Here is a 25,281-nt window from a genome sequence, read left to right on the forward strand (position 1 = left end):
CCCCGACGAAGAGCATGGATGCCATGAAGAATCTCACCGTACGCATGGCTCGTTGGAGCGCCGTCCACCCCTGGCGGGGCATCGTCGGCTGGTTCGTGTTCGTGGTCCTGTGCCTCGGTGTCGGCATCTCCGTCGGCACCAACGAGGCGAGCACCGAGGACTTCCGCATCGGAGAGGCCGGACGCGGCGAGGCGATCGCCGCCGACGGCGGATTACAGCAGCGGCCCGTCGAACACGTCCTGATCACCGCGAAGCCGGGCACCGGGAAGATCGACATCGCCGCCGCCGACTCGGCCGCCGCCGACGTCGCCGCCCGGATGGCGAAGCTCCCCGAGGTGCTCACCGTCGAGGACCCGGTACGCAACGCGGACGGCACGGCGGTGCGGGTCACCGTCACCATGAAGGCCCCGGAGCGGGAGGGCAAGGACCACGTCGACCCGCTGATCGAGCAGACCGAGGCCGTGCAGGAGGCCAACCCCTCGCTGCGCGTCGAGGAGACCGGATCGCCGTCCATCAGCAAGGGCGTCGACAAGCTGCGCGGCGACGACCTGGCGCGCACCGAGATGATCGCCCTGCCGGTCACCCTCGTCACCCTGCTGCTGGTCTTCAGCTCCGTGGCCATGGCCCTCGTGCCGCTGCTGCTCGCCCTGTCCTCGATCGCCGCGGCCGTCGGCCTGTCGATGGTGGCCTCGCACGTCTTCCCCGACAACGGCATCGGCATCAACATCATCCTGCTGATCGGCCTCGCCGTCGGCGTCGACTACACACTCTTCTACCTCAAGCGCGAACGTGAGGAGCGGGCCCGCGCGGGCGGCAAACTGAGCCCGCAGGCCGCCGTCGAACTCGCCGCCGCCACCTCCGGCCGGGCCGTCGTCGTCTCCGGTCTCGCCGTCGCCGTCTCCAGCGCCACCCTCTACCTCGCCGACGACGTCATCTTCTCCTCCATCGCCACCGGCGCGATCGTCGTCACCCTCGTCGCCGTCGTCAGCTCCCTGACCGCACTGCCCGCCCTCCTCGCCAAACTGGGCATGCGTGCCGAGCGCCGGGCCGAGCGCCGGGCCGCCCGGGGGCTCGCACCGAAGAAGCAGAAGGCGCACCTGGCCGGCCCCGGCCGCCTGACCGCCGCCGCGCTGCGCCCCGTCGGCAAGCACCCCCTGGCCACGCTCACCGTCGCCGTGGCCGCGATGCTCGCCCTCGCCGCCCCGGTCCTCGGCCTCAACCTCACCGACATGGGCCGCGAGACACACTCCCGCTCCATCGAGGCCATGCAGGTCTACGACCGGCTGAACGCGGCCTACCCGGAGCTGAAGGCCATGCACCAGGTCGTCGTCCGCGCCGACGCCGACCGTTCGCCCGAGGTGACCGCCGCCCTGCGCGAACTCGCCGCCGACGTGAAGGACGACCCGCGGCTGAGCGGCGACTCCCGGCTGAGCACGTCCCCCGACAAGCGGATCAGCCTGCTCCAACTGCAGGTCCCGCACCACGTCAGCAGCGACCAGGCGCAGTCCTCGCTCAAGGACATCCGCGACACGTACCTGCCCGAGACCGTCGGCCAGGTGAAGGGCACCGAATTCGCGGTGACCGGTGACGTCGCCCGCTACGCCGACTACCCGGTCCACCAGGAGAAGAAGCTGCCGCTCATCCTCGGCGCCCTGCTCCTGGTGACCTTCGCCATGACCGTGTGGGCGTTCCGCTCCGTGGTCCTCGGCCTGGTCGGCATCGTCCTGAACCTCCTGTCGGCCGCCGCCGCGCTCGGCGTGCTCGTCCTGGTCTTCCAGCACACCTGGGCGGAAGGCCTGCTCGACTTCACCTCCACCGGTTCGATCGGCGCCCGCGTCCCGCTGTTCCTCTTCGTGATCCTGTTCGGCCTGTCGATGGACTACCAGGTCTTCGTGATCAGCCGGATCCGGGAGGCCGCCCTGCGCGGAGTCCCCACCCGCCAGGCCGTGATCGAGGGCATCGGCAGCTCGGCGAGCGTGGTGACCAGCGCCGCCGTGGTCATGGTCACGGTCTTCGCCAGCTTCGCGGCCCTGCACATCATCGAGATGAAGCAGATCGGCTTCAGCCTCGCGGTCGCCGTCCTCCTGGACGCCTTCGTGATCCGCATGCTGGTCCTGCCGTCCATGATGCTCCTGCTCGGCGGCGCCAACTGGTGGCCCTCGCGGGCGGTGCGCCGAGCCCTGCGCAGCACCGAACCGGCCCCCCGCACCCTGGAGTCGGTAAACTGATCGACTCGACCGTCGGTCCCGCAACTCCCTTGTGAGCGAGGTGAATCACCGTGGCTCAGTGGCAGCAGCAGCCGGGCGACCGGCTCGTGCCGGACCGCGTCCGCGGATGGTACTCGGCAGGCTGGATCCTGTTCGGCCTGCTGCCCCCGGCCGTCGCCGTGTTCGACGCGTCGCCGGCCCGGAGGTACTGGGTCCTCGGCCTGCTCGCCCTGATCGCGCTGTGCCACCTCGCCCTCATCGCCCGGCCGGACAACCCCGTCCTGCGGCCCCGCACCTACCTCGCCGTGCTGGGCCTCGTCCTCGGCGGGACGTCCTACCTGCTGGACGGCGGGGCCGCCTTCTACATGGTGTCCCTGCCGCAGTTCTGGCTCTTCGCCCGCACCCCGCGCGACGCGGGCACGCTCAGCGCCGCCGCCGCCGTCCTCACCGTCCTCGGCAGCACGCTCGGCCAGGGCTGGAGCCCCCAGTTCCTCACCGGCAACGTCGTGCTCACCATGGTCGCCTACGGCGTCGGCCTGGGCCTGGGGCTGTGGGTGCACCGCTTCGTCGGCCAGAGCAACGAACGCCAGGAGCAACTGACCGCCGAACTCGCCGTCACACAGGAGGAACTGGTGGCCGTGTACCAGCAGCAGGGCGCGGCCGAGGAGCGTGAACGGATCGCCCGGGAGATCCACGACACCCTCGCCCAGGGCTTCGCCTCCATCGTGGTGCTCGCGGAGGCCGCCCGCGCCGTCACCGTCACCGATCCCGCACGCTGCGTCGAACAGCTCACCTCCATCGAGCAGACCGCGCGCGAGAACCTCGCCGAGGCCCGGGTGCTGGTCGGCTCCGCCCCGGAGAGCGGCGTCGCACCCGGTTCCCTGGCCGCCACCCTGCGCCGGACCCTGGACCGCTTCGTCCAGGACACCGGCCTGACCGTCACCGCCGAACTGCGCGACATGGAACTGGACCAGCGCACCCGCGTCGCCCTGCTGCGCTGCACCCAGGAATCCCTCGCCAACGTGCGCAAGCACTCGGGCGCGTCCACCGTCGGCGTCATCCTCACCGAACTCGCCGGCGTCGTCGAGCTGGAGATCACCGACGACGGCTGCGGCTTCCTCGTCGAGGATTCCCACGGCTTCGGCCTCGACGGCATGCGCCGGCGGCTGGCCGAACTCGACGGCGAACTCGCCGTCACCAGCTCCCTCGGGGACGGCACCCGTATTCTCGCCAGCCTTCCCACGCACAGTCAGGACTGACCATGACCGACACCGCGAACAGCCGGATCCGTGTGGTCGTGGTCGACGACCACGCCGTGATGCGCGCCGGAGTCATCGCCCTGCTGACCAACGAGCCCACCATCGAGATCGTCGGCGAGGCGAGCGACGGCCGCGAGGGCGTGGGCCTCGTCGAGCGGCTCGCCCCCGACGTCGCCCTGGTCGACCTGCGCATGCCGGTGCTCGACGGGGTGGCCGCCACCACCGAGATCGTCGCCCTTCCCGTCCGCACCCGGGTGCTGATCCTCACCACCTACGACACGGACGTCGAGATCGAACGGGCCGTGGAGGCCGGCGCCGTCGGCTACCTCCTCAAGGACACCACCCGTGAGCAGCTCGCCGACGCCATCCGCTCGGCGGCGCGGGGTGAGACGGTCCTCGCGCCCAAGGTCGCGGAGCGACTCGTGGCCCGGATGCGCCGCCCCGAACCGGTCGCGCTCACCGCCCGCGAACGGGACGTGCTGCACGCCGTCGCCGACGGCCTGTCCAACGCCGAGATCGGCCGCCGCCTGGTCATCGGCGAGGCCACGGTGAAGACACACCTCCTGCGGGTCTTCGCGAAACTCGACGTCAGCGACCGCACGCGCGCCGTCGTCGTCGCCCTGGAACGCGGACTGCTCGTGCGCTCCTGAGCCCGTCCGAGGTTCGGCAACCCCATAGGTGATCCACATCCTGCTCGCCTATGCTCCACACCGGGGACGGGGCTGCGCGAGAGGGGATTCGAACATGACGTACCGTCAGGCACCCTTGCGCGAGGTGGTCGAGGACCCCGGGCAACCGGAGGAGGCGCCCGGCGGCAGCGGCAACATCCCCGCCCCCCGGCTGGGCCGGCTCGTGCTCCTCGCGGCGCTGTCGTGCTACTTCAGCGTCACCTTGCTCAACATCCTCAGCTCACACTCCGCCGTCGTCGAGGTGACCGCGGCGACCCTGTGCCTGCTCGGAATCCTCGGACTGCAGGTACTGCACTCCAGGCCCGGCGCCCACCTCGCGTCCACCGGCCAGAAGGCCCTGACCCTGGGCGTCCAGGCACTTCTGACCTACCTCCCCCTCCTCGTCTTCCGGACGCAGTGGGGCTCGATGGCGGGCTTCCTCGCGGGCTCGCTCCTGCTGCTCCTGCCGCCGCGGCAGGCCTGGCTGCTGTACGGGGTGGTGGGCGCCTCCATGCTCGCCCCGCCCCTGCTCGTCGACCTGCCGGTGGTCGAGACGTTCTACTACGTCCAGTCCACCCTGCTGACCGGGCTCGTGATCTTCGGCCTCACCCGGCTCGCCGACCTGATCCGCGTCCTGCACGAGACCCGCGGTGAACTCACCCGCGTCGCCGTCACCCAGGAACGCCTCCGCTTCGCCCGGGACCTGCACGACCTGCTCGGCTACAGCCTCTCGGCGATCACCCTCAAGGGCGAGCTGATCCACCGCCTGCTGCCCGCGCACCCGGCCCGGGCCAAGTCCGAGGTCAAGGACGTGCTCACGATGTCCCGCCAGTCACTGGCCGACGTGCGCATCGTGGCCAGCGGCTACCGCGACATGTCCCTCGAGGACGAGGTCGGCTCCGCCCAGTCCGTGCTCAGCGCCGCCGACGTGCGCGTCGTCGCACACGTCCGGACCGGGCGGCTGGACCAGGAGCTGGAGACCGTGTTCGCGACGGTGCTGCGCGAGGCGGTCACCAACGTACTGCGCCACAGCCGCGCGACGTTCTGCGAGATCGCCGCCGAGCGGGACGCCGGCCAGGTGCGGCTGATCGTCGTCAACGACGGTGCGGCGAAGGGCCATCGGGACCCGTCACCGCACAGCGGCAGCGGCCTCGGCAATCTGCAGACGCGGCTGCGCGCCGTCGACGGCAGTCTGAGCGTGGAGCAGAACGACGACGGGACGTTCCGGATCGTGGCCCGCGTCCCCGAACAGCGCAGTCCCGGCGGCGCGGCCGACGCGGACTGGGAAGACCGGGCGGACGGCGGCCAGTCGGCGGCGTGACAATGAATTGTTTGCGCTCTCAACCGGGTTGATAAGCTGCCGCGACGAATCGCTGTGCCAAAAAGGGGGGCGCGCCGCGATGATTCGGATATTGCTGGCCGAGGACATGAACATGGTCCGGGGGGCGCTGGTGGCGCTTCTGGGTCTGGAGAGGGATCTGGAAGTCGTCTGCGAACTGGAGCGTGGGGACGAGATCGTCGACGCGGCCCTCAGGGTCAGGCCCGACATCGCGGTGATCGACATCGATCTGCCGGGCCTGGACGGTCTGAGCGCCGCCGTCCAGCTACGGGAACGTCTGCCCGGCTGCAAGACGCTCATGCTCACCAGCCTCGGGCGCCCCGGCACCCTGCGCCGGGCGCTCGCCGCCGAGGTGCACGGCTATCTCCTCAAGGACGAGTCACCGGCCGAACTGGCGCACGCCATCCGGCGGATCGTCGCAGGCCACCGGGTCATCGACGCCAAGCTGGCGCTCGCCTCGTGGGGCGGTGCGCAGAGCCCGCTGACCGAGCGGGAGACGGAGGTGCTGCGGCGGGCGGCGGAGGGCTCCGAGGCCAAGGAGATCGCCTCCGCCCTGCATCTGTCCACCGGGACCGTGCGCAACTACCTCACCACGGTGGTCACCAAGCTGAACGCCCGCAACCGGGTCGACGCGATCCGCATCGCCCGGGACGCCGGCTGGCTGGTCTGACACCGGCCGGCTGGTCCGACATCGGCCGGCTGGTCTGACGCCTGCCGGCTCATCCGCCGTCGTACGCGGGCGGCGCCATGCCCGCCGCCGCCAGATACCGGAGGATGCCCTCGGTCACGTGCAGCGGCAGCGGCAGTTCCGCCTTCGCCCTGTCCGGGGTGACCGGCCAGGCCAGCATGGCCACCACCAGCGCGGCCTCGGGCCGGTGCAGCACGACCCGGTGCGGACAGTCGTCGGCCTCCAGCGAGAGCCCGGCATCACCCATGGTCAGGACCATCCCGCGCGGGAGCCGCACCGCCCGCTGGTCCGGCAGCCAGACCAGGGGCAGCGGCGCGTCCGGCGTCAACGGGAACACCGACAGCAGCGGGCCCCGCAGATCCTCCACCCCGAGGGTGCGCACCACCAGATGGGACAGCCGGCTCAGCACCGGCAGCAGGATCTCGGTGAGGTCGACGTGCGGCTCGGCGACGTTGGCCAGGACCACGGGCCCCAGCTCCATCCGCCGCAGCACCTCCCGTACCTCGGGCCCGGGACGGTCCACGCAGTCCAGGCCCCAGCGGCTCTTGAGCACCACCTGGTCGTGTCCTTCGTCGTCCTCGACGGTCACGTCCTCGGACAGCGACCAGAGGTGGACCGTGACGACGTCAGCAGGCGTGTGTGGCATTGCCTGCCCTCCTTTCGAGGGGACCTGCCGCCCACTAGAACGCGGTCAGGGTATAGGACGGGGCGTCAAGGAGCGGCTCACCGGTCAGCACCCAGCGGTGCAGCTCCTGAAGCCGCCGTGACGGCTCGATCCCCAGTTCGCGCACGGATGCCTCACGCAGCCTCCGGAACGCCTCCAGAGCCTGCGAGGGGCGCCCACTGCGATAGAGCGCGACGATGAACTGCGCGTGCAGGTTCTCCTGCAGCGGATGCAGCGTGGTGAGCGCCGTCAGCTCGCTGACCAGGTGCGCGTGCTGACCGAGCCGCAGTTCGGCGTCGATGCGCGACTGGACGGCGGCGAGCCGTACCTCGTCCAGCCGCAGTGCCTCGGCCCGCAGGGCGCCCGACGAGCGCACGTCGCTGAGGGCCTGCCCGCGCCACAGGGTGAGCGCGTCCGACAGCAGCCGGACACCCTGCCGGTCCTCACCGCGGCCGATCGCCCGCTCACCCTCGCGCACGAGACGCTCGAACACCCGGGCGTCCACCCGTACGTCGGGCATGTCGAGCCGGTAGCCGCTGTGCCCGCGGCTGAGGATCTCCTTGGGATCGACGCACGGAGTGCGCAGGGAGACGGCGGCGGCGATCCGCTGCCGCAACTGCTTCACATACGTCTGCACGGCGGCCGCCGGGCCGGCCGGAGGGCATCCCTCCCACAGCTCCTCGGCGATGGCGGCCATGCTCGTCTCCCTTCCGCCGCCGACCGCGAGCAGTGCGAGCAGCCTGCGCTGCTTGGCCGCGCTGGGGACGATGGAGACACCGTCCACCGAGGCCGTGAACGGACCGAGCATTCCAATGTCCAGATAGACCATGCCAGTTACCTCTTCTCCCGGATGGCGTGAGCCTGGCATCCGGCGCCGTGCGGGCGACAGTGAGGGCGCCACGAGAAGGAGGTGAATCCTGCGAGCCCACCGGTATGAGAACTTCATACGCGGCAGGTGGCGGGGGGTGCGAAGGGCAGGCAGACGTTCAGTTTTGACGGTGGGCCCGTCGCCGATCACCGAGACGTCCGTGTGTCTGTGCCGGGTACGAGCAGTCAGTCCCTCGACGATTTTGGGGGAGCCGTCCCTGGAGATGCGCTCCATGACGACGATCAGGCGACGGGCGCCGTGGCGCAGGCACATCGCGCCGCGCATGCCCTTGGCCATCTCGTCGGCCCTCACTCGCGGCCCCGGTTCGCCCGTCCGGGCCACTCACCCCGGCTCACACCGCGCGCCTCGGCCGACAACTGGGGCGACGCCCTCGGTGCCGTACACCTCGTCGACACCCTGCACCGCGACGTGAAGCCGGCCGACGTTCTGCTGCGGCCAACAGCAGTGCGGTACCCACCGACTGCGGCACTCGCCGGCGCCGCCACACTCGTCGCCGTCGCGGGCGGCGGGTTGGCCCTGGCCGGCGTGGCGCCGTTCCAGGGCGGGGGACAGGGCGCTGCCGGGCCCCCAGAGCGAGGCCGACGCGCCCGCCCCGCCGGCGTCGAAATGGTCGTCAGCGCCAACGAGAGCTGGCAGCCGGTCGCGGGTGCCGTGGTCCGCGCGGGCGACACCGTCACGGTGAGGTTCCAGCAGGGCGAGTGGACGGGCGACCAGCAGACCACGCCCATGACCGGCCCGGCCGGCCACGGCACGGAGGCCGACCGGACTCTGCGAGGGCTGCCTCGACGACAACACGGGCGAGATCAGAGTGGTCGTCGAGGTGATCCACCAGAGCTGATGACGGTCGATTCAGCTGAGGGCCCCTCAACTGACGGTGAATGTGACGGCCTCACGCAGCGAGGCTGCCGCACCCTCCAGGTCGGCCGTCCGAGCCGCGAGTGTCGCCTCGGCCAGACGTGGAGGGAGCGCCGCGCCGAACTTGAGCCCGGCAAGCGCGCGGGGATCCACCGAGGGGAGGCACAGACCGTCCACGGCGTCCGCAGCCGCCCGTTTCCAGTCCTGAGGCGTGACGTCCTCTCGCAGCCGGACACTCGTGTCCGTCGGGCGCTGAAGCGGGTCGGCGACGGTGGACAGACTGGCCGCAAGAGTGGCATTGGCGCGATGCCCCGCCCAGGTCCACCACCTCACATTCGTGTCCCGCCCCCCACGCACGATGACGGTGCTGTCATGCCGGACCACCTCGGCGTTCTCGTCGCGCACGCGGGCGAGCGCGCCTTCCGCACGGCGGGTGAGAGCGACCGGAGGCGTCGAACCAAGCAGGACGTCGCGTGCCGCCCGCGTCAGCCCGTAGGAAGAGGCCCGGGCCAGTCCGACGCCGCCCCACCGGGCCCGGCCACCACTCTCCACGGGTTCTACGAAACAGCGGCGGCGTGACCAGTCGACGTACGTCACCTGCCAGTTGCGCCCGGCGAGCAGCAGTCGGCGAGGGCCCACGACCTCGTCGGTGAGCAGCGCGGGATCGGTCGTACCGATCTCGCTGCGGCCGGACAGCACGGTGAACTCCGGAGCGGCCGTGAAGACCGCGGTGAGATCCATGAAGTGTCGGTAGCCGAAACGCTGTTCCGCCTCGGGGCCGATGAACAACAGCTCGCCGTCCCGGTCCAGAAAGCCCTGATCGACCAGATGGCGCATGATCGGCTCGGCCGAAGGGCCGAAGGGTCCAAGTCCTCCCCACCACTCCTGCCACAGCCGGTCGCCGACCCGGTGCTCCTGGAGGCAGAGTGCCAGCATCTGCTGCGCCGCGATGTGCCGCGGTTCCGGAGGAGGCACGACCGGCTCCACCCAGCCGTGTGACCAGAGCAGCAGAAGCGCCGCCGCGGACAGGAGTCCGGCTTCGTCGGTGGCGAGGAAGAGGCAGTTGCGGATGGAACCGGGGCGTCGGCCGGTGCGGCCCAGGCGCTGCAGGAACGAGGCCACGGTGCTGGGTGCGTCGATCTGGACGACCCGGTCGAGGTCTCCGACGTCGATGCCCAGTTCCAGGGTGCTGGTGGAGACGATCACGCAGTCCCGAGCCTCCGCGAACGCTTCTTCTGCCCGCCGCCGCTCGTCCGCGGAAAGTGACGCGTGGGACAGGAAGGTGGTCACACCCTTCGCCCGCAGGGCCGCGCCGAGTTCCTCGACCTCCTTGCGTGATTCGCAGAAGACCAGGCGCTTCTCCCCCCGGTGCAAAGCCGTGATCACCGTCGCGGCGTTGGCCAGGGAGCCGACGTAGTCGAGCTGGACATCCCCGGGAGGCGGGAGCTCTGGTGCCTTCTCGTCCCGATGCGGGGCGACGATTCGCGCTGCGCGCTGCTCGGCCCTCGCTCCCTGCAACCATGTGAGCAGCTGCTCCGGGTTTCCCACGGCCTCCTTGTCGCATCGAGGGAAGACGGTGTGCGGGCTGTATGAACCACGTGCCCGCCGCCATCGGCCGCAACGTACTCGCACTGGAACCCGAGTCGGCGTCCGACGCGTACTGGCTGCTGCACGAGATCCGCTTGCGCCCTGCCGAACTGGTCGCGACCGCACAGGGATCCGCGGGCCGCGAGCTCAGCCGAAAGGCATTCGCCGCGATCACGATCAGATGGCTTCCACAGGAGGTGCGCGAACAGTTCGCCCGGGTTGCCGGACGTCTGCATGACCGAGCGCGCATCGCGGAGAGCGAGAGCGAAAGGCTGCGGGAGCTGCGAGGTCGGTTCTTGGACGGATTCTTGTCCGGGACCTTCCCGAAAGCGCTGCTCCTTGACGATCAGACAGCGCAACCGGAGGATCGGCGTGCACGGTCGGGCCCACAGGGCGTCAGCTGAGCTGGAAGTGTCGGTGCCTCCTGCCACCCTGCCTCCATGAGCACGCGACAGACTTTCCTGTGGTTCGTCTTCTACTTCTGGCTCCTCGCGACGTCGGGCACGTTCGTCGTGTACTACATCCCCTGGGTGAGTGGTACGCGCGTACCGGGGCGGCGTCTCGGCGGCGTGCCACTGCTTAAGCGACTCGGACGACGCACGGCAGAAGACCGCCTCGGTGCCGTCAAAGACGTACTTGCTGAACGGCGCTTCACCTGCCCGGAGTTGCAGGTACTCACGAGGGAATCGCTCGTGGACCAGGTGCACGCGCACAGCACGTGGGTACCTCTGAGCCGGCTCGTCTTCGCCGTACCTGGCATGTTCGCCTGCGCCGCACTCGCGCTCGTCGTCGTCCCCTCGGACTGGCGCACCTCGCCGCTGTGGGCAATCGGCGTCTACCTCGCCTTCTTCTTTGTGTCGGCCTTTCTGATGTGCATCGACATCCTGGCCGTGCGCAACGCAGACCCCGCGGGCACGGTCACCGCGGTGGCCGTGGGCGTCCTGGAGAGCTTCACCACCCGTTCCGACAAGGCGCCGGCAAAGTCGACGCCGGTCGCCTGGCAGAGCCAGCTGGTCGAGCAGCTGTGCGCGGCCCTGGTTCGCAGGGCCCATCGGGCGTCCGTCGGAGCCGTACCGGGAAGTCGCTTTGCCATGGCATTGAGCACCGCATCCGTCATCCGCGCCCTGCGTCACCACAGCGCCCTTGTCCACGGCAACGCCGCGTGCGAGGAACGGACAGCCCACGAGCGCGAACTGGTGCTCATCGTCTGCAGCATCCTCACGTACAGCAGCCGTCCGCGCGCCCTCGTCGTGGACTTCCGCGTGTGCGACGCGGACCGGCTCGCCGATGTGCCGGAGGCCGTCCCGGACACGACTGCGATGCCCTCTCCGAAGGCCCGCGTAGTCGTCCCACTGCTCTTCCTGTGCGCCCTCCTTGCCATGGCCGTCGGACTGGGACTCTCGGGAGCCGCCGGCGAGTTCACCGCGCCGATCGTTGTCACGCTGGCCATGGCAGCCGCGCCACTTGCCAGCCGGTTCGGCGTGACAGTGCTCGACTCCTTCGCCGAACCCCTGGCGCCCTCACCGGCCGCCGGGGAGGGCGCGACCCGACCTGCGCCGGACGCCGTCCGCAGGGCTGCCTGACGAGAGAGCGCATCCTAGAGCGGGCAACAGCCCGGCGGGCAAGTTCCGCCGTGGATGTGCTGAGGACGGCCGGGGCTGATAGACAACGAAGGCGAGCGGCACCAGCCGCACCCAGCCCGCTTGACCGACCTGGACGAGGACACGGGACATGCTGCAGGCCGAGCAGGCGCTCGTCGGGCTCAGAGGGCTCAGACTGCGCGGCCACCAGGTACAGGCCGCCGTCACGGTCTTCGACGACGAGGCCCGCCGCCGCTCCTCGGTCGGCCTCGGTGATGTCGACAGCCGGCAGCTGCTCACCGCCCTTCACCACCTGCCCGTCGACCTGCCGGTACCGCGGTCCTGCCTCGACGCCCATGCGCTGCGGACGCTGCGCACTGCAAAGCCAGGCATCGTGGACCTGGGCGACGAGGGGAGCATGGTCGTACGGCGGCTCGTGCCCGCTGTCCGTGTCGAGCTCGTCCTCGTACACGGACCGGACGGCATCGACCCCGGCGAGTGGGACGCCGCAGTGCGGGATGCCTCGCAGTTCGCGCCGTTCTGCGCCCGCGGGGTCGTCGTAACCCGCTCCGCGCCGGAGCGGGGACCGAATACCGACATGGACCTGCTGCTCATCAAGGCTCGCTACTACGGCGTCGGGGTCGCCCGGCACGAGCCGACTGGATCGCTGCGCTGGCTGATCGAGCCTGCTCCCTACCGGCCGGAGCGGCACTCGGCCGCACAGTGGCTCTTCCATGAGCAGGCTTGGCGTCAACTGGGGCCAGCACGGTCATGACCCGGCTGCTCCTGGGCCCTGGGCAACGCCATCGGACTCTGGCGCCGCCAGGCTTGCAGAACCTTGGGGAACGAGACCTCTGTACCCGTTTGGGCGGCCAGCAGGCGGTGGTACTCCCACGCGTCCGCGAGTTGCTGACGCCACCAGCCGGTCCGTTCGTCACCGACCAGTGTCGCGTCCAACTCCTCGTGCAGCGCATATAGTTCGCAGACGCTGTGCTGCAGGGCGGCGATCGTGTCGGCCTTGTGGTCCGTGAAGCGGGTGAGAGCGGCGCCCCTACAGACAGGACAGTCGCAGGTCCACGGGGCGATGTGGGCGAACCAGTCCTGGAGCGTCGCCACCCGGTGGTAGCGCAGCAGGCGCCGTACCAGGACTACCGGGTACGCCTTGTGGCCCCCTCCTCCGTTGTCCGGCCGCGGCGCCACGCCGTGCCTGAGTACGGCAGAGCCTCCGACCGCCGCGCCCAGCGCCCCGTGCGCCATCGCGTCGAAGGCGGCCAGGTCGGTCCGCCACAGCACGAGACGAGGACAGGAGCGGCACAACCGGCGCAACCCCTCGGCGGCCTGATTCCGTTCGAGAGGGTCGCCGTCCGCCTGCATGACGAGCGCAACCGGATGTCGGCAGGCCCGGATCTGCTCGGCGAGAATGGACACGGAGCTCCGCCGTAACCATCGCCAACTGCACGGCAGCAGCAGCACCATGTCCTGGCGGCGCAACCGGTTCGCCTGAGCGGTCGCGGCGGCGAGCACCCGTGCGCTCCCCGCCCCGTCGGCGGCCGGGATGAAGCACGTCGGTGTCACGGAGTAGGACGCTCCGTTGTCGCGCTGGCCGTCCAGGACCTCATCGAGCCCGGCGAGATCCAGATGGCGCCAGCCTTGATCCGACATCATTCCGAAGGGTGCGTCAGTGGTGGCCGTACGCCGGGTGTGACTGCCGTAGTCCACGACAACCACCGTCTCCGGCCGGGCATTGCGGATCTCCCGACACCGGACGGGCGCGGCAGCCCCTGTCAGCACCAGTCCGCCCCTACGGGCCGGAACGTACGGGAGCACCTGGGTCGCCGATCGGTCATTGACCATGATGAGCAAACGGTCCCGTAGCAGTTCGTCGATTCCCCCGGCTCCGGCTCCCACCCCTGCCCCCACGAGATCGCCCCCTCACGGTCGTCAGGCCGCGCCCCGCCGTGTCTCACTGTCGGCGCCGTGTGATGACGGCCACAAGACCGCGTCTCTGGTATGGGACCGTTCTCAGCCACCGTGACGAAGGCGCCGGTGTGTTTGTGGCCCTTCCTCGGCGGCGCAGGGGCACCCCTCGTCACGGTGGCTGAGAACGGTCCTCGAATCCGGACTGTCCCCTCAGCCGATCCCCGGCATCACCCGCTCCGCGATCAGCCGCAACTGGGTGTTCACGTCGGCCGCCCCGGCGAGGTCCCGGCCCGTGAACGCGCGGACCAGGGCACGGTCGGTGATCGCGCAGATCATGTGGTTGACGCCGCTGGGCGCGATGTCCCGTTCGATCTTCTCCCGGCACTCCTCGGGCGTGCCCGCGACCGAGAGGCGCTCGGCGATCTCCGGGGTGGTCAGTTCGATGCCGCGGGCCAGGTCGCCCGCGCCGATCGCGTCGACGACCGGCTTCAGTTCCGCCGGATCGACGCCGTTGCGGCGAAGCTGCTCCTGGGGCATGGAGGAGGCGTAGATGCCGACCATGCTGCGCGCCGCCTCCTTGGCGGCCGCCGAGTCGGGTCCGGTGGCGAAGACCACCCAGGCCCCGATGTCCAGCGAACGCCAGTCCTTGCCGGCTCGCTCCGCGCCCGCCCTGATGTGCCGCACCGCGTAGTCGTAGGCCTCGCGGGTGTAGCTCAGGGCGTGGTGGCAGCCGTCCGACAACTCCCCGGCCGCCTCGAAGGACTTCGGCCCCCGCATCGCGCCGAGCTTCAGCGGCAGCCGCTCCTGGACGGGCCGGGCGAAGGTGAACAGGCCGTCGTACGAGAAGAACTCGCCGTCGTGCGTGATGGCGCCCTCGTCGAGGAACGTGCGCATCACGTGCAGGGCTTCCTTGACCCGGGACAGCGGCCTGGTGCGGGCCCAGTCGATGCGGTACTGGGCCAGCAGGCCGAAGTTGCCGCTGGACAGGACGCCTTCGGCCCGGCCGCCCGAGAGTTCGTCGAGCGTGGCGAGTGCCTGGGCGATCAGGGTCGGCTCGCGCAGCGTCACCGGGGAGACGCTGGGCCCGAGGCGGATGCGGTCGGTACGGTCGGCGGCCGCGGCGAAGAGGAGCCAGAGGTCCTTGTGCCAGGTCTCGTCGGCGGCGTAACAGGCGTGGAAGCCGAGTTCGTCGGCGAGCCGGATCGACTCCAGGGACTCGGCCAGGGGGTAGTCGGGGAGCATCGCGTAGCTGAACTTCACGAGCGCCAACCTCCGTTGTGGGAAACGGTGCTCTGCCGCTACCGAGGATGTGAGTCCGCGCTGCGGCTGTCCAGAGACCGTGGTTTCGAAATTTTCGGAAGAGTGATCCATCCTTTCTGGCACGCGCGGGGAGAGGATTCTGGATGCCGTGTGTCGTCGTGGGGTGAGGGTTGCATGAGCTGCAACTTCCTCTCCAGGAAAGCATCCTCTGTGACGTCGAAGGTTTCGAAACTTCTACCGAAACCGTTGACGCTTGATGGGTGCAGGTCAACACTGTCGCCGTTGTCCGAACCCGCAGGAGAGGAACACCCCCCATGAACCTGCTCGTCCAGCCGAGGCGCCGCAGACGCGGTCCCGTCACCTTGCTCGTCAGGAGCGCGTGGGCCGTCGCGCTGGCGGCGCTCGCCGCGCTGATGCTGCCGGGCACCGCCCAGGCCGACACGGTCGTCACGACCAACCAGGAGGGCACCGACAACGGCTACTACTACTCGTTCTGGACCGACAGCCAGGGCACCGTCTCCATGAACATGGGCTCCGGCGGTCAGTACAGCACCTCGTGGCGCAACACCGGCAACTTCGTCGCCGGCAAGGGCTGGAGCAACGGCGGGCGCAGGACCGTGCAGTACTCGGGCACCTTCAACCCGTCCGGCAACGCGTACCTGGCGCTCTACGGGTGGACCTCGAACCCGCTCGTCGAGTACTACATCGTCGACAACTGGGGCACCTACCGGCCCACCGGCGAGTACAAGGGCACCGTCACCAGCGACGGCGGCACCTACGACATCTACAAGACGACCCGCGTCAACAAGCCCTCCGTCGAGGGCACCCGCACCTTCGACCAGTACTGGAGCGTCAGGCAGTCGAAGCGGACCGGCGGCACCATCACCACCGGCAACCACTTCGACGCGTGGGCGCGGGCCGGGATGCCGCTCGGTAACTTCAGCTACTACATGATCATGGCCACCGAGGGCTACCAGAGCAGCGGCAGCTCCAGCATCAACGTCGGTGGCATGGGTGGCGGCGACGACGGTGGTGGCGACGACGGTGGTGGTGGCGGTGGCGGGTGCTCCGCCACGCTGTCCGCCGGGCAGAAGTGGGGGGACCGGTACAACCTCAATGTCTCCGTCAGTGGGGCCAGTGACTGGACGGTGACGATGAACGTGCCGTCCCCGGCGAAGGTCATGTCGACCTGGAACGTCAACGCGAGCTATCCCGGTGCGCAGACGCTGACCGCCAGGTCGAACGGCAGCGGCGACAACTGGGGCGCCACCATCCAGGCCAACGGCAACTGGACCTGGCCCAGCGTGTCCTGCAGCGCGGGCTGACCCACCACAGCGGAGAGGAGGAACCACGCATGCGCACCAGACCACGTCCCTCGTCGCGTCCCCTGCACAGCCTGGTCACCGGCGTCGCCGTCACCGCGCTCGCCGCCGCGGGCACGGTGGCGGCCGGCGCCGCTCCGTCCCAGGCCGCGGCCTGCAACGGCTACGTCGGGCTCACCTTCGACGACGGACCCTCCGGCACCACCCAGTCCCTGCTCAACGCGCTCAGGCAGAACGGGCTGCGGGCCACCATGTTCAACCAGGGCCAGTACGCCGCCCAGAACCCGTCCCTGGTCCGGGCCCAGGTCGACGCCGGCATGTGGGTCGCCAACCACAGTTACACCCACCCGCACATGACCCAGCTCAGCCAGGCCCAGATGGATTCGGAGATCTCCCGGACCCAGCAGGCCATCGTCAATGCCGGCGGCGGTACGCCCAAGCTGTTCCGGCCGCCGTACGGCGAGACCAACGCGACGCTCCGGTCGGTCGAGGCCAAGTACGGGCTGACCGAGGTGATCTGGGACGTCGACTCCCAGGACTGGAACAACGCCAGTACCGACGCGATCGTGCAGGCCGTCTCACGGCTCGGCAACGGCCAGGTCATCCTCATGCACGACTGGCCCGCCAACACGCTCGCGGCCATCCCGCGCATCGCGCAGACCCTGGCGGGGAAGGGACTGTGCTCCGGCATGATCTCGCCGCAGACCGGCCGTGCGGTCGCCCCCGACGGCAGCGGCGGCGGGGGAGGAGACGGCGGGGGCGGTGGTGGCGGCGCCTGTACGGCCACTCTGTCCGCCGGGCAGCGGTGGGGGGACCGGTACAACCTCGACGTCTCCGTGAGCGGTGCCAGTGACTGGACGGTGACGATGAACGTGCCGTCCCCGGCGAAGGTCATGTCGACCTGGAACGTCAACGCGAGCTATCCCGGTGCGCAGACGCTGACCGCCAGGTCGAACGGCAGCGGCGACAACTGGGGCGCCACCATCCAGGCCAACGGCAACTGGACCTGGCCCGCCGTGTCCTGCAGCGCGGGCTGACCGATCCGGCCCCCCCGGTCCGTACCCGGGACCACATTCCACGGGTACGGACCTCTCCGGTCACTCACTCACCCAGCGACCGCCCCGCCACCCGCGCCAGATGCCGCCCGAACACCTCGCGCGCCTCGGGCGTCAGCGTCCGCAGGGCCACCATCGCCGTGATCACGACGTCGCACAGCTCCGCCTCCACGTCGTCCCAGGTGTGCGTGACACCCTTCCTCGGGTTCTGGCCGGTCGCGCCGATCACCGCCTCGGCGACCTCGCCGACCTCCTCCGACAGCTTCAGCATGCGCAGCAGCAGGCCCTCCCTGCCGCCGACGGGCTGGTCCGCATCCAGCCACCTCCACAGGTCCTCGACCGTGCTCCAGGGGTCGGTCGGCGCGCGGTCCGGGTCGTCGCTCATGTGGAGCAGCGTGCCACGTCCCGGCGGGCGTCAGTCGAACAGCGTCTCCTGGCGCCCCTCGGCCGCCCTGCGCAGCCGCCTGTTCCGCGCCCCCACGACCACCGTCGTGGCCGCCGCCGTCACCGCGAAGGCGGCCGGGACCATCCAGTTCCGGTTGACCGCGTGACCGAGGGCGTGGTCGAGGGAGAGCCGGCCGGGGCCCGAGACCGCGAGCCCCGCCGCCGTCAGGCCGAGGGAGACGGCGTACTCGTAGCCGCCCGCCTGGGCGAAGAAGCCGGCCGGGGCGTGCACCGCCGCGGCGCCCGCCATCGCGCCGGCCGCGGCCGCACCCGCCGCCGGAGTGGCCAGTCCCAGCGCCAGCAGCGTCCCGCCGCCCGCCTCCGCGAGACCCGCCGCGGCGGCGCTGGCCCGGCCCGGCGCGTAGCCCATGGCCTCCATGGCCCGACCGGTCTCCCCGAGGCCGCCGCCGCCGAACCAGCCGAGCAGCTTCTGCGTGCCGTGCGCGGCCAGGACCCCGCCGGTTCCCAGGCGGAGCAGCAGCAGTCCGAGATCCCGCCGGTCACAGCACTTCACGTCGACTCCCTCGCGGACGGTGGCGGCTCATCTGCCCACCGTCGCCCGTCCGCGGCGTCCGGGCCCGTCGCCGGGCGCCGTTCGGGTGGTGGCGGGCGACGGCGGGCGGTACGCCCGGTGGCGGGGGCGCGGAGCCGGTGTGACGCTGCCGCCATGACGATTCAGACCACGCGACTCAGCGACCCGGCCGTCCGCGCCTTCGTCGCCGCCGTCAACGCCCACGACCGCGAGGCCTTCCGCGCGCTGCTCGCGCCGGACGCCACCATGGCCGACGACGGGGACGACCGGAACCTCGACCAGTGGATCGACCAGGAGATCTTCTCCTCCAACGGCCACCTGGAGGTCGACAACGAGTCGAACGGCGGGCGCGCCCTCATCGCCCGCTACCGCAACGACACCTGGGGCGAGATGCGCACCCGCTGGGACTTCACCGTCGACGAGGACGGCCGGATCGCCCGCTTCGAGACCGGGCAGGCATAGCCGGGAAACGGTACGGCAGCCGTTCCGCCCACCGGTGTGGCCGGTGCGGTGGAACGGCTGCCGTCTCCCCCCCTCGGTGTGGCCCATGGAGCGTGGTGGACGTGTGGAAGTCCAACGCTTCAAGTGTGAAGTTCTGGTGAAGGAGATTTGAGCATACGTCCTTCACCGGCCGCAATAGCGCGGACTCCGAAATTCCGATCGTGTGAAGAGATTCAGCCGCGCCCCACGTACGGCATCGCCGTCGCCATGACCGTCGCGAACTGCACGTTGGCCTCCAGGGGCAGCTCGGCCATGTGCCGCACCGTGCGCGCCACGTCGGCGACGTCCATCACGGGCTCGGGTGCCGTCTCCCCGTTGGCCTGGAGCGCGCCGGTCTGCATCCCGGCCGTCATGTCGGTCGCCGCGTTGCCGATGTCGATCTGGCCCACCGCGATGCCGTAGGGACGGCCGTCCAGCGACAGTGACTTGGTCAGGCCCGTCAGCGCGTGCTTGGTCGCCGTGTACGCCACCGAGTGCGGACGCGGCGTGTGTGCCGAGATCGAGCCGTTGTTGATGATCCGGCCGCCCCGCGGGTCCTGTTCCTTCATCTGCCGGTACGCCGCCTGCGCGCACAGGAACGCCCCGTTGAGGTTGGTGTCCACCACGTGCCGCCAGGCCTCGTAGGGAAGGTCCTCGACCGGCACGCCGCCGGGACCGAACGTCCCCGCGTTGTTGAACAGCAGGTCCAGTCGCCCGAACCGGTCGCGCACGGCGCCGAACAGAGCCGCCACGTCCTGCGGGCGCGACACGTCGGCGCGGACGGTGAGCGCCGTGCCGCCGCCCGCCGGTGCCGCCGCGGCCGTCTCGGCCAGGGGCTCGGGGCGACGGCCGGCCAGGGCGACCGACCAGCCGGCGGTGAGCAGTTCGACGGCGACCGCCCGGCCGATGCCGGACCCGGCGCCCGTGACGACGGCGGCCTTCCGCACTCCGGCGCTTTCCTCGTCGGTGGTTCTCACGGTGTTCATGACTCGGCAGCGTACGGGCCGCGGAACATGCGGAACTCATCCGTCCGACACGCGATCGCCATGTCCGTGCCAAACCGGGGTCGCTCCCGGCGCTTCGAATGCCCCTTGCAACCACCGCAAGGGGAGGAACGGATGACACCCGCGAACCACCAGGCCCCGGCCTCGACCCCGGCCTCGACCCCGGCCCCGACCCCGGCCCCGACCCGGGTCCCGGCCCAGTCGCAGTCCTCGCACGCGCCCGAACTCCGCGCCGCCGCCCGCAGCCTGGGCCGCCGCCGCTTCCTGACCGTCACCGGCGCCGCCGCCGCGCTCGCCTTCGCCGTCAACCTGCCGGCCGCCGGCACCGCGAGCGCCGCCGAGCTGGACGCCGCGCAGCTGACCGCCGACCCCTTCACCCTCGGCGTCGCCTCGGGCGACCCGCAGCCCGGCTCGGTGCTGCTGTGGACGCGTCTCGCCCCGGCCCCGTACCAGGCCGACAGCGGGCTGCCCGCCAAACGCGTCGAGGTGAGCTGGGAGCTGGCCCTGGACGAACGGTTCCGCCGCGTCGTCAGAAGGGGCCGGACCACCGCCCACCCCGAGTTCCACCACACCGTGCACGTCGAGGTCGACCACCTCGCGCCCGGCCACGTCTACCACTACCGCTTCCGCGCCGGCCGGTACGTCAGCCCGGTGGGCCGCACCCGCACCGCGCCCGCGCGGCACAGCCGGGTGTCCGGCCTCACCTTCGGTCTCGTCTCCTGCCAGAAGTACGACCAGGGGTACTACACCGCCTACAAGCACCTGGCCCAGGAGGACGTGGACGTCGTCTTCCACCTCGGCGACTACCTCTACGAGTACGCCGTGAACGCCACCGGCGGCTCCCGCGCCTACCCCGCGGGCACCCTGCCCGCCCACTTCAACCACGAGACGGTGACCCTGGAGGACTACCGCCTGCGGTACGCCCTCTACAAGTCCGACCCCGACCTGCGCGCCGCGCACGCCGCGCACCCCTTCGTCGTCACCTGGGACGACCACGAGACCGAGAACAACTACGCCGACGAGACACCGGAGAACAGCGTCCCGCCCGAGGAGTTCCTCATCCGCCGGGCCGCCGCCTACCGGGCCTACTGGGAGAACATGCCGCTGCGCCGCCCGCAGCTGCCCGACGGCCCGGACCTGAGGCTCTACCGCCGGCTGCACTGGGGACGGCTCGCCCAGTTCGACGTCCTCGACACCCGGCAGTACCGCTCCAACCAGGCGTACGGCGACGGCTGGCAGTTCCCCGGGCCCGAGTCCGAGGACCCGGGGCGTACCCTCACCGGCGACGCCCAGGAGCGCTGGCTGATCAACGGCTGGCACCGGTCCAACGCCCTGTGGAACGTGGTGCCCCAGCAGGTCACCTTCTCCCAGCGGTACAACATGACCACCACGCCGTCCAAGGTCTCCATGGACTCCTGGGACGGCTACCCGGCCTCCCGCGAGCGGGTGCTGGCCGGCGCGCAGGCCGCCGGGATCGAGAACCTCATGGTCCTCACCGGCGACGTGCACGTCTCCTACGGCTTCGACATCAAGCGCGACTTCGACGACCCGGACTCCCGGACCCTGGGCACGGAGATCGTCACCACGTCCGTCACCAGCGGCGGCGACGGCACGGAGAAGCCGTCCAACTGGGACACCCTGATGGCCGCCAATCCGCACCTGAAGTTCTTCAACGGGCGGCGCGGCTACGCCACGGTGTCCCTGGGCCGCGAGTCGGCGCGCGCCGACTTCAAGACGGTGTCCCACGTCGGCACCGAGGGCGCGCCGCTCACGACCGCGGGGTCCTTCGTGACGCAGGCGGGGGAGCCGGGGCTCACACCGGTGTGACCACCGGGTCCGCCGCTTCTCCCGGGTAGCGGACGCCTACGCGGTCCCGGATCGCGTCGAGTGTCCGCATCACGGCCAGCGTGCCGTCCAGGGGGACCAGAGGTGACTCGGTCTCCCCGGCGCGCAGGGCCCGCATCACCTCCCGGGCCTCGTGCCGCAGGCTCTCGCGGGGCCCGTCGGCCGGGTCGGCGCGGAACTCCTGCGGGTCCCGGCCGGTCCGGTGCAGCACGAAGCGGTCCGGGAAGAAGAAGCCGTCCGGGACGTCGACGCGGCCCTCGGAGCCGGTGATCGAGGCGGAGTTGGGCGTACCGCCGGTGATCGAGCAGTGGATCGAGGCGAGCGCGCCGTTCTCGTAGGAGAGCAGCGCGCCCGTCTGGAGGTCGACGCCCTCCTCCGAGAGCACCGCCCGCGCGGCGACGTCCGACGGCTCACCGAGCAGGAGCTGCGCGAACGACACCGGGTACACGCCCAGGTCCAGCAGCGCGCCGCCGCCCTGCGCGGGGTCGCGCAGCCGGTGCGCGGCCGGGAAGGGGCCCGCGAGGCCGAAGTCCGCCTGGAGGCTGCGGACCTCGCCGATCGCGCCGTCGGCGACCAGCTCCTTCAGGCGCCGCACCAGCGGGTTGCAGTACATCCACATCGCCTCCATGAGGAAGACGCCCCGTTCGCGGGCGAGCGCGACCAGTTCCCCGGCCTCGCGCGCGTTCAGGGTGAACGGCTTTTCGCAGAGGACGTTCCGGCCCGCCGCCAGGCAGAGGCCGGCCGCGGTCCGGTGCGCCGAGTGCGGGGTCGCGACGTACACCACGTCGACGTCCTCGTCCCGCGCCAGCGTCTCCCAGTCGCCGTACGCCCGCGGTATCCCGAACCGCTCGGCGAACGCCTTCGCCGACGCCTCGGTCCGCGAGGCCACCGCCACGACCTCCGCGTCCGGCAGATCGACCAGATCCGCCGTGAACCTCGCCGCCATCCCGCCGGTCGCGAGAATCCCCCAGCGCACCTTCTGTCCGGTCACCGCTGACACCCTGCCCCACCCTCGCTCAGGTTCGTTTCGTTCAAGGCCGTACGAGCTGAGAGCATAGGTGGCGGATCTGCAGAAGAGGGAGGGGCACATCACATGCCCGAGCGCGGGCCGTCCACGCAAACGCCGCAAACGTCTCAGTCGTCGCACATATGGCAAACGCCGCCCGCCGGGCGGCGTATCAGTCTTCTCGTCACGCTCATCCTCGGGAGCCTCACCGCCACGCCGCCGCTGGCGATGGACATGTACCTCCCCGCCCTCCCGGAGGTCACCCGGTCCCTGGGCGCACCCGCCGCGACCGTCCAGCTCACGCTCACCGCCTGCCTGGCCGGCATGGCCCTCGGGCAGATCGTCGTCGGCCCGATGAGCGACAAGTGGGGGCGCCGGCGTCCGCTGCTGGCCGGGCTCGCCGTCTACGTCGTCGCCACCGCGCTGTGCGCCGTCGCGCCGAACGTGGAACTCCTCGTCGCCTTCCGGCTGGTCCAGGGACTCGCGGGCGCCGCCGGGATCGTCATCGCCCGGGCCGTCGTGCGCGACCTGTACGACGGCGTGGCCATGGCCCGCTTCTTCTCCACCCTCATGCTGATCTCCGGCGTCGCGCCCGTCGTCGCGCCGCTCATCGGCGGGCAGATCCTGCGGGTGACGGACTGGCGGGGCGTGTTCGTCGTCCTCGTGGTGGTCGGGGTGGTGCTGGGCGTCGTCGTGTGGGCCCGGCTGCCGGAGACGCTGCCCGTCGAGGAGCGGCACGCGGGCGGTGTCGGCGACACCCTGCGCGCGATGCGCGGCCTGCTCGCCGACCGGGCCTTCACCGGGTACATGCTCGCGGGCGGCTTCGCCTTCGCCTCGCTCTTCGCCTACGTCGCGGCGTCGCCGTTCGTCATGCAGGAGATCTACGGGGCCTCCGCGCAGACGTTCAGCCTGCTGTTCGGCCTCAACTCGATCGGGCTCGTGGTGGTCGGGCAGATCAACGGCAAGGTCCTCGTCGGGCGGGTCAGGCTGGACCGGGTGCTCGGCCTCGGCCTCGTCGTCGTGATCGCCGCGGCGGCGGTGCTGCTGCTGATGTCCCTGGGCGTCTTCGGCGAGGTCGGGCTCGGGCCGGTCGCCGCCGCGCTGTTCGTGCTGATGTCGGCGATGGGTCTCAGCCTGCCCAACACCCAGGCGCTCGCGCTGATGCGGGTGAAGAAGTCCGCCGGTTCCGCCTCCGCGCTGCTCGGCACGTCCTCCTTCCTCATCGGCGCGGTCGCCTCGCCGCTGGTCGGGATCGCGGGGGAGGACACCGCCGTACCGATGGCCGTGGTCCAGCTGGCGGCCGCGGTGGTGGCGCTCGGCTTCCTCGTGACCATGTGCCGCGGGGAGAGAACAGGCAAGGGAGAGGGCAACTGAGCGCTCCGAGACTGCGCAGCGACACCCCGGAGCGGGCCGGGCTCGACCCCGGGCAGCTTCGTCGTGCCGTCGCCCACGTCCACGACCTCACCGCCGGCGAACGCCCCTGGGCGGCGGGCGCCGTCGTGGCCGTCGGACGCGGGCCCGTGCTCGCCGCCGAGGCCGCGGCGGGGTGGGCCGTGCGCTACTCCTCCTACGACCCGGACGCCGACGCGGGTGTGGAGCTGCCGGAGGGCTCGCGGGTGCCGATGAGCGTGGACACGCCCTTCGACCTCGCCTCGCTGACGAAGCTGTTCACCGCGGTGGCCGCCGTGCAGCAGATCGAGCGGGGCACGCTCGGCATCGACGCGGAGGTCGGCGCCTACCTGCCGGACTTCCGGGCGGCGGCCGAGCACCGCGTCACCGTACGGCAGTTGCTCACCCACACCTCCGGGCTGCGGCCCGAACTCCCGCTGTACGACTGCGCCGCCTTCGCCGACAAGGAGGCACGGCTGCGGCGGCTGCGGGCGGAGCCGCCGGTGGGGGTGCCGGGCACGTACTGCTACTCGGACCTGAACATGCTGCTCCTGCAACAGGTGCTGGAGCGCATCACCGGGCGGGGGCTCGACGTCCTCGTCCGGGACGGGATCACCCGGCCGCTGGGCATGACGGCGACGGGCTTCGGGCCGTGTCCGGGCGCCGCGGCCACGGAGGACCAGCGGCGGCCGTGGGCCAAGGCGGACCGGGGGATGCTGCGCGGGGTCGTCCACGACGAGAACGCCTGGGCGCTGGGCGGGGTGGCCGGTCACGCGGGGCTGTTCTCCACGGGGCGGGACCTGGCGGTCTTCTGCCGGACCCTGCTGGCGGGCGGTTCCCACGGGCCCGCGCGCATCCTCGGGCCGGACTTCGTGGAACTGCTCCTGGCCGAACCGGGGCTCGGGTTCGCCCTGGACCAGCCGTGGTTCATGGGCGAGCTGGCGGGGCGGGGGGCGGCGGGGCACACCGGATTCACCGGCACGATGCTGGTCCTCGACCGGGCGACGGACACCTTCGCGATCCTCCTCGCCAACACGGTCCATCCGCGCCGCCGCGCCCCGGACAACCGGGGCCGCGCGGCGCTGTGCACGCGGGTGGCGCGGGCCGTGCGGGCCTGATCGTCCGCGGCGGCGGCGGGGTGGATGCCTGCGGCGGCCTGTGGGGTTGGGTGGGGGTGCGCGTTGCGCCGTTTGTGCGGTGGGTGGGTCGGGGGCGCGCCGGGGGGTGTCCGTCCTCGGAACGGCGCGGAATCGGTTGGCTACGGGGGTGCGGGGCGTTGACGCGCCAA

Annotated in this window: 23 protein-coding genes; 14 read left to right on the forward strand and 9 right to left on the reverse strand. The window is 71.2% G+C overall.

The genetic code is table 11. The features are described 5' to 3' along the window. Nucleotides 1-23: 23 nt before the first annotated feature. The 5 genes from ACFV9J_RS38980 (at nt 24) to ACFV9J_RS39000 (ending at nt 6,143) form a co-directional block, all read left to right on the forward strand. Nucleotides 24-2,228 (forward strand): MMPL family transporter, encoded by a 2,205-nt coding sequence (locus tag ACFV9J_RS38980; RefSeq protein ID WP_385362740.1) that lies wholly within the window; start codon nt 24-26, stop codon nt 2,226-2,228. Between the two features lie 50 nt (nt 2,229-2,278). Next, on the forward strand, nt 2,279-3,466 hold the full coding sequence (locus ACFV9J_RS38985; protein WP_385362742.1) for a sensor histidine kinase: 1,188 nt from the start codon (nt 2,279-2,281) through the stop codon (nt 3,464-3,466). A gap of 2 nt (nt 3,467-3,468) precedes the next feature. Continuing rightward, nucleotides 3,469-4,116 (forward strand): response regulator, encoded by a 648-nt coding sequence (locus ACFV9J_RS38990; RefSeq protein ID WP_385362744.1) that lies wholly within the window; start codon nt 3,469-3,471, stop codon nt 4,114-4,116. 94 nt (nt 4,117-4,210) lie between these two features. Beyond that, a complete protein-coding gene (locus ACFV9J_RS38995) occupies nt 4,211-5,455 on the forward strand; it encodes a sensor histidine kinase (RefSeq protein ID WP_385362746.1) in 1,245 nt (414 codons plus the stop codon). 79 nt (nt 5,456-5,534) lie between these two features. Beyond that, the gene (locus tag ACFV9J_RS39000) at nt 5,535-6,143 is read left to right on the forward strand and encodes a DNA-binding response regulator (RefSeq protein ID WP_385362748.1); all 609 of its coding nucleotides are present in this window, start codon (nt 5,535-5,537) and stop codon (nt 6,141-6,143) included. A gap of 49 nt (nt 6,144-6,192) precedes the next feature. Here the strand turns inward: ACFV9J_RS39000 and ACFV9J_RS39005 are convergent, their stop codons facing one another. From ACFV9J_RS39005 to ACFV9J_RS39015, 3 genes are all read right to left on the reverse strand, one after another. Further along, nucleotides 6,193-6,807, reverse strand: a complete 615-nt coding sequence (locus ACFV9J_RS39005; protein WP_385362750.1) for an NADH oxidase — start codon at nt 6,805-6,807, stop codon at nt 6,193-6,195. Nucleotides 6,808-6,841: 34 nt separating this feature from the next. Beyond that, complete coding sequence (locus ACFV9J_RS39010) at nt 6,842-7,654, reverse strand: BTAD domain-containing putative transcriptional regulator (RefSeq protein ID WP_385362751.1); 813 nt, start codon at nt 7,652-7,654, stop codon at nt 6,842-6,844. A 924-nt stretch (nt 7,655-8,578) separates the two neighbouring features. After that, a complete protein-coding gene (locus tag ACFV9J_RS39015) occupies nt 8,579-10,117 on the reverse strand; it encodes a helicase-related protein (RefSeq protein WP_385362753.1) in 1,539 nt (512 codons plus the stop codon). A gap of 41 nt (nt 10,118-10,158) precedes the next feature. Between ACFV9J_RS39015 and ACFV9J_RS39020 the strand changes: the two genes are divergently transcribed. The 3 genes from ACFV9J_RS39020 (at nt 10,159) to ACFV9J_RS39030 (ending at nt 12,511) form a co-directional block, all read left to right on the forward strand. Next, on the forward strand, nt 10,159-10,560 hold the full coding sequence (locus ACFV9J_RS39020; protein WP_385362755.1) for a hypothetical protein: 402 nt from the start codon (nt 10,159-10,161) through the stop codon (nt 10,558-10,560). Between the two features lie 36 nt (nt 10,561-10,596). Further along, nucleotides 10,597-11,739 (forward strand): hypothetical protein, encoded by a 1,143-nt coding sequence (locus ACFV9J_RS39025; protein ID WP_385362756.1) that lies wholly within the window; start codon nt 10,597-10,599, stop codon nt 11,737-11,739. A gap of 148 nt (nt 11,740-11,887) precedes the next feature. Beyond that, complete coding sequence (locus ACFV9J_RS39030) at nt 11,888-12,511, forward strand: hypothetical protein (RefSeq protein ID WP_385362758.1); 624 nt, start codon at nt 11,888-11,890, stop codon at nt 12,509-12,511. Here the strand turns inward: ACFV9J_RS39030 and ACFV9J_RS39035 are convergent. Both ACFV9J_RS39035 and ACFV9J_RS39040 read right to left on the reverse strand, forming a co-directional pair. Beyond that, nucleotides 12,487-13,590, reverse strand: a complete 1,104-nt coding sequence (locus tag ACFV9J_RS39035; protein ID WP_385362782.1) for a hypothetical protein — start codon at nt 13,588-13,590, stop codon at nt 12,487-12,489. The two genes, ACFV9J_RS39030 and ACFV9J_RS39035, sit on opposite strands and share 25 nt — an antisense overlap. Before the next feature lie 276 nt (nt 13,591-13,866). Next, entirely contained in the window at nt 13,867-14,916 is a 1,050-nt protein-coding gene (locus ACFV9J_RS39040) for an LLM class flavin-dependent oxidoreductase (protein ID WP_385362760.1), read from the reverse strand. 314 nt (nt 14,917-15,230) lie between these two features. Here ACFV9J_RS39040 and ACFV9J_RS39045 point away from each other — a divergent pair, with 314 nt between their 5' ends. Next, nucleotides 15,231-16,241, forward strand: a complete 1,011-nt coding sequence (locus ACFV9J_RS39045; protein ID WP_385362762.1) for a glycoside hydrolase family 11 protein — start codon at nt 15,231-15,233, stop codon at nt 16,239-16,241. 29 nt (nt 16,242-16,270) lie between these two features. After that, complete coding sequence (locus tag ACFV9J_RS39050) at nt 16,271-17,275, forward strand: polysaccharide deacetylase family protein (RefSeq protein WP_385362764.1); 1,005 nt, start codon at nt 16,271-16,273, stop codon at nt 17,273-17,275. 64 nt (nt 17,276-17,339) lie between these two features. Here the strand turns inward: ACFV9J_RS39050 and ACFV9J_RS39055 are convergent, their stop codons facing one another. Both ACFV9J_RS39055 and ACFV9J_RS39060 read right to left on the reverse strand, forming a co-directional pair. Next, nucleotides 17,340-17,678, reverse strand: a complete 339-nt coding sequence (locus tag ACFV9J_RS39055; RefSeq protein ID WP_385362766.1) for a MazG-like family protein — start codon at nt 17,676-17,678, stop codon at nt 17,340-17,342. Nucleotides 17,679-17,708: 30 nt separating this feature from the next. After that, on the reverse strand, nt 17,709-18,251 hold the full coding sequence (locus ACFV9J_RS39060) for a DoxX family protein (protein ID WP_385362768.1): 543 nt from the start codon (nt 18,249-18,251) through the stop codon (nt 17,709-17,711). 153 nt (nt 18,252-18,404) lie between these two features. Between ACFV9J_RS39060 and ACFV9J_RS39065 the strand changes: the two genes are divergently transcribed. Then, complete coding sequence (locus ACFV9J_RS39065; RefSeq protein ID WP_385362770.1) at nt 18,405-18,731, forward strand: nuclear transport factor 2 family protein; 327 nt, start codon at nt 18,405-18,407, stop codon at nt 18,729-18,731. 212 nt (nt 18,732-18,943) lie between these two features. On the opposite strand, the gene ACFV9J_RS39070 is transcribed toward ACFV9J_RS39065, so the two are convergent. After that, entirely contained in the window at nt 18,944-19,735 is a 792-nt protein-coding gene (locus ACFV9J_RS39070; RefSeq protein WP_385362772.1) for an SDR family oxidoreductase, read from the reverse strand. A gap of 132 nt (nt 19,736-19,867) precedes the next feature. Here ACFV9J_RS39070 and ACFV9J_RS39075 point away from each other — a divergent pair, with 132 nt between their 5' ends. Beyond that, nucleotides 19,868-21,580: an alkaline phosphatase D family protein gene (locus ACFV9J_RS39075; RefSeq protein ID WP_385362775.1), complete on the forward strand. Its 1,713-nt coding sequence runs from the start codon at nt 19,868-19,870 to the stop codon at nt 21,578-21,580. On the opposite strand, the gene ACFV9J_RS39080 is transcribed toward ACFV9J_RS39075, so the two are convergent. Then, a complete protein-coding gene (locus ACFV9J_RS39080) occupies nt 21,567-22,589 on the reverse strand; it encodes a Gfo/Idh/MocA family protein (RefSeq protein ID WP_385362777.1) in 1,023 nt (340 codons plus the stop codon). The genes ACFV9J_RS39075 and ACFV9J_RS39080 overlap by 14 nt on opposite strands. Nucleotides 22,590-22,691: 102 nt before the next feature. Between ACFV9J_RS39080 and ACFV9J_RS39085 the strand changes: the two genes are divergently transcribed. Beyond that, nucleotides 22,692-23,978, forward strand: a complete 1,287-nt coding sequence (locus tag ACFV9J_RS39085) for a multidrug effflux MFS transporter (RefSeq protein ID WP_385362779.1) — start codon at nt 22,692-22,694, stop codon at nt 23,976-23,978. Continuing rightward, on the forward strand, nt 23,939-25,111 hold the full coding sequence (locus tag ACFV9J_RS39090) for a serine hydrolase domain-containing protein (RefSeq protein ID WP_385362780.1): 1,173 nt from the start codon (nt 23,939-23,941) through the stop codon (nt 25,109-25,111). Before ACFV9J_RS39085 ends, ACFV9J_RS39090 begins: the two co-directional genes overlap by 40 nt. Nucleotides 25,112-25,281 lie beyond the last annotated feature (170 nt).

This window comes from Streptomyces sp. NPDC059906 (assembly GCF_042730645.1).
GTDB classification, from domain to species: Bacteria; Actinomycetota; Actinomycetes; order Streptomycetales; family Streptomycetaceae; genus Streptomyces; species Streptomyces rubrogriseus.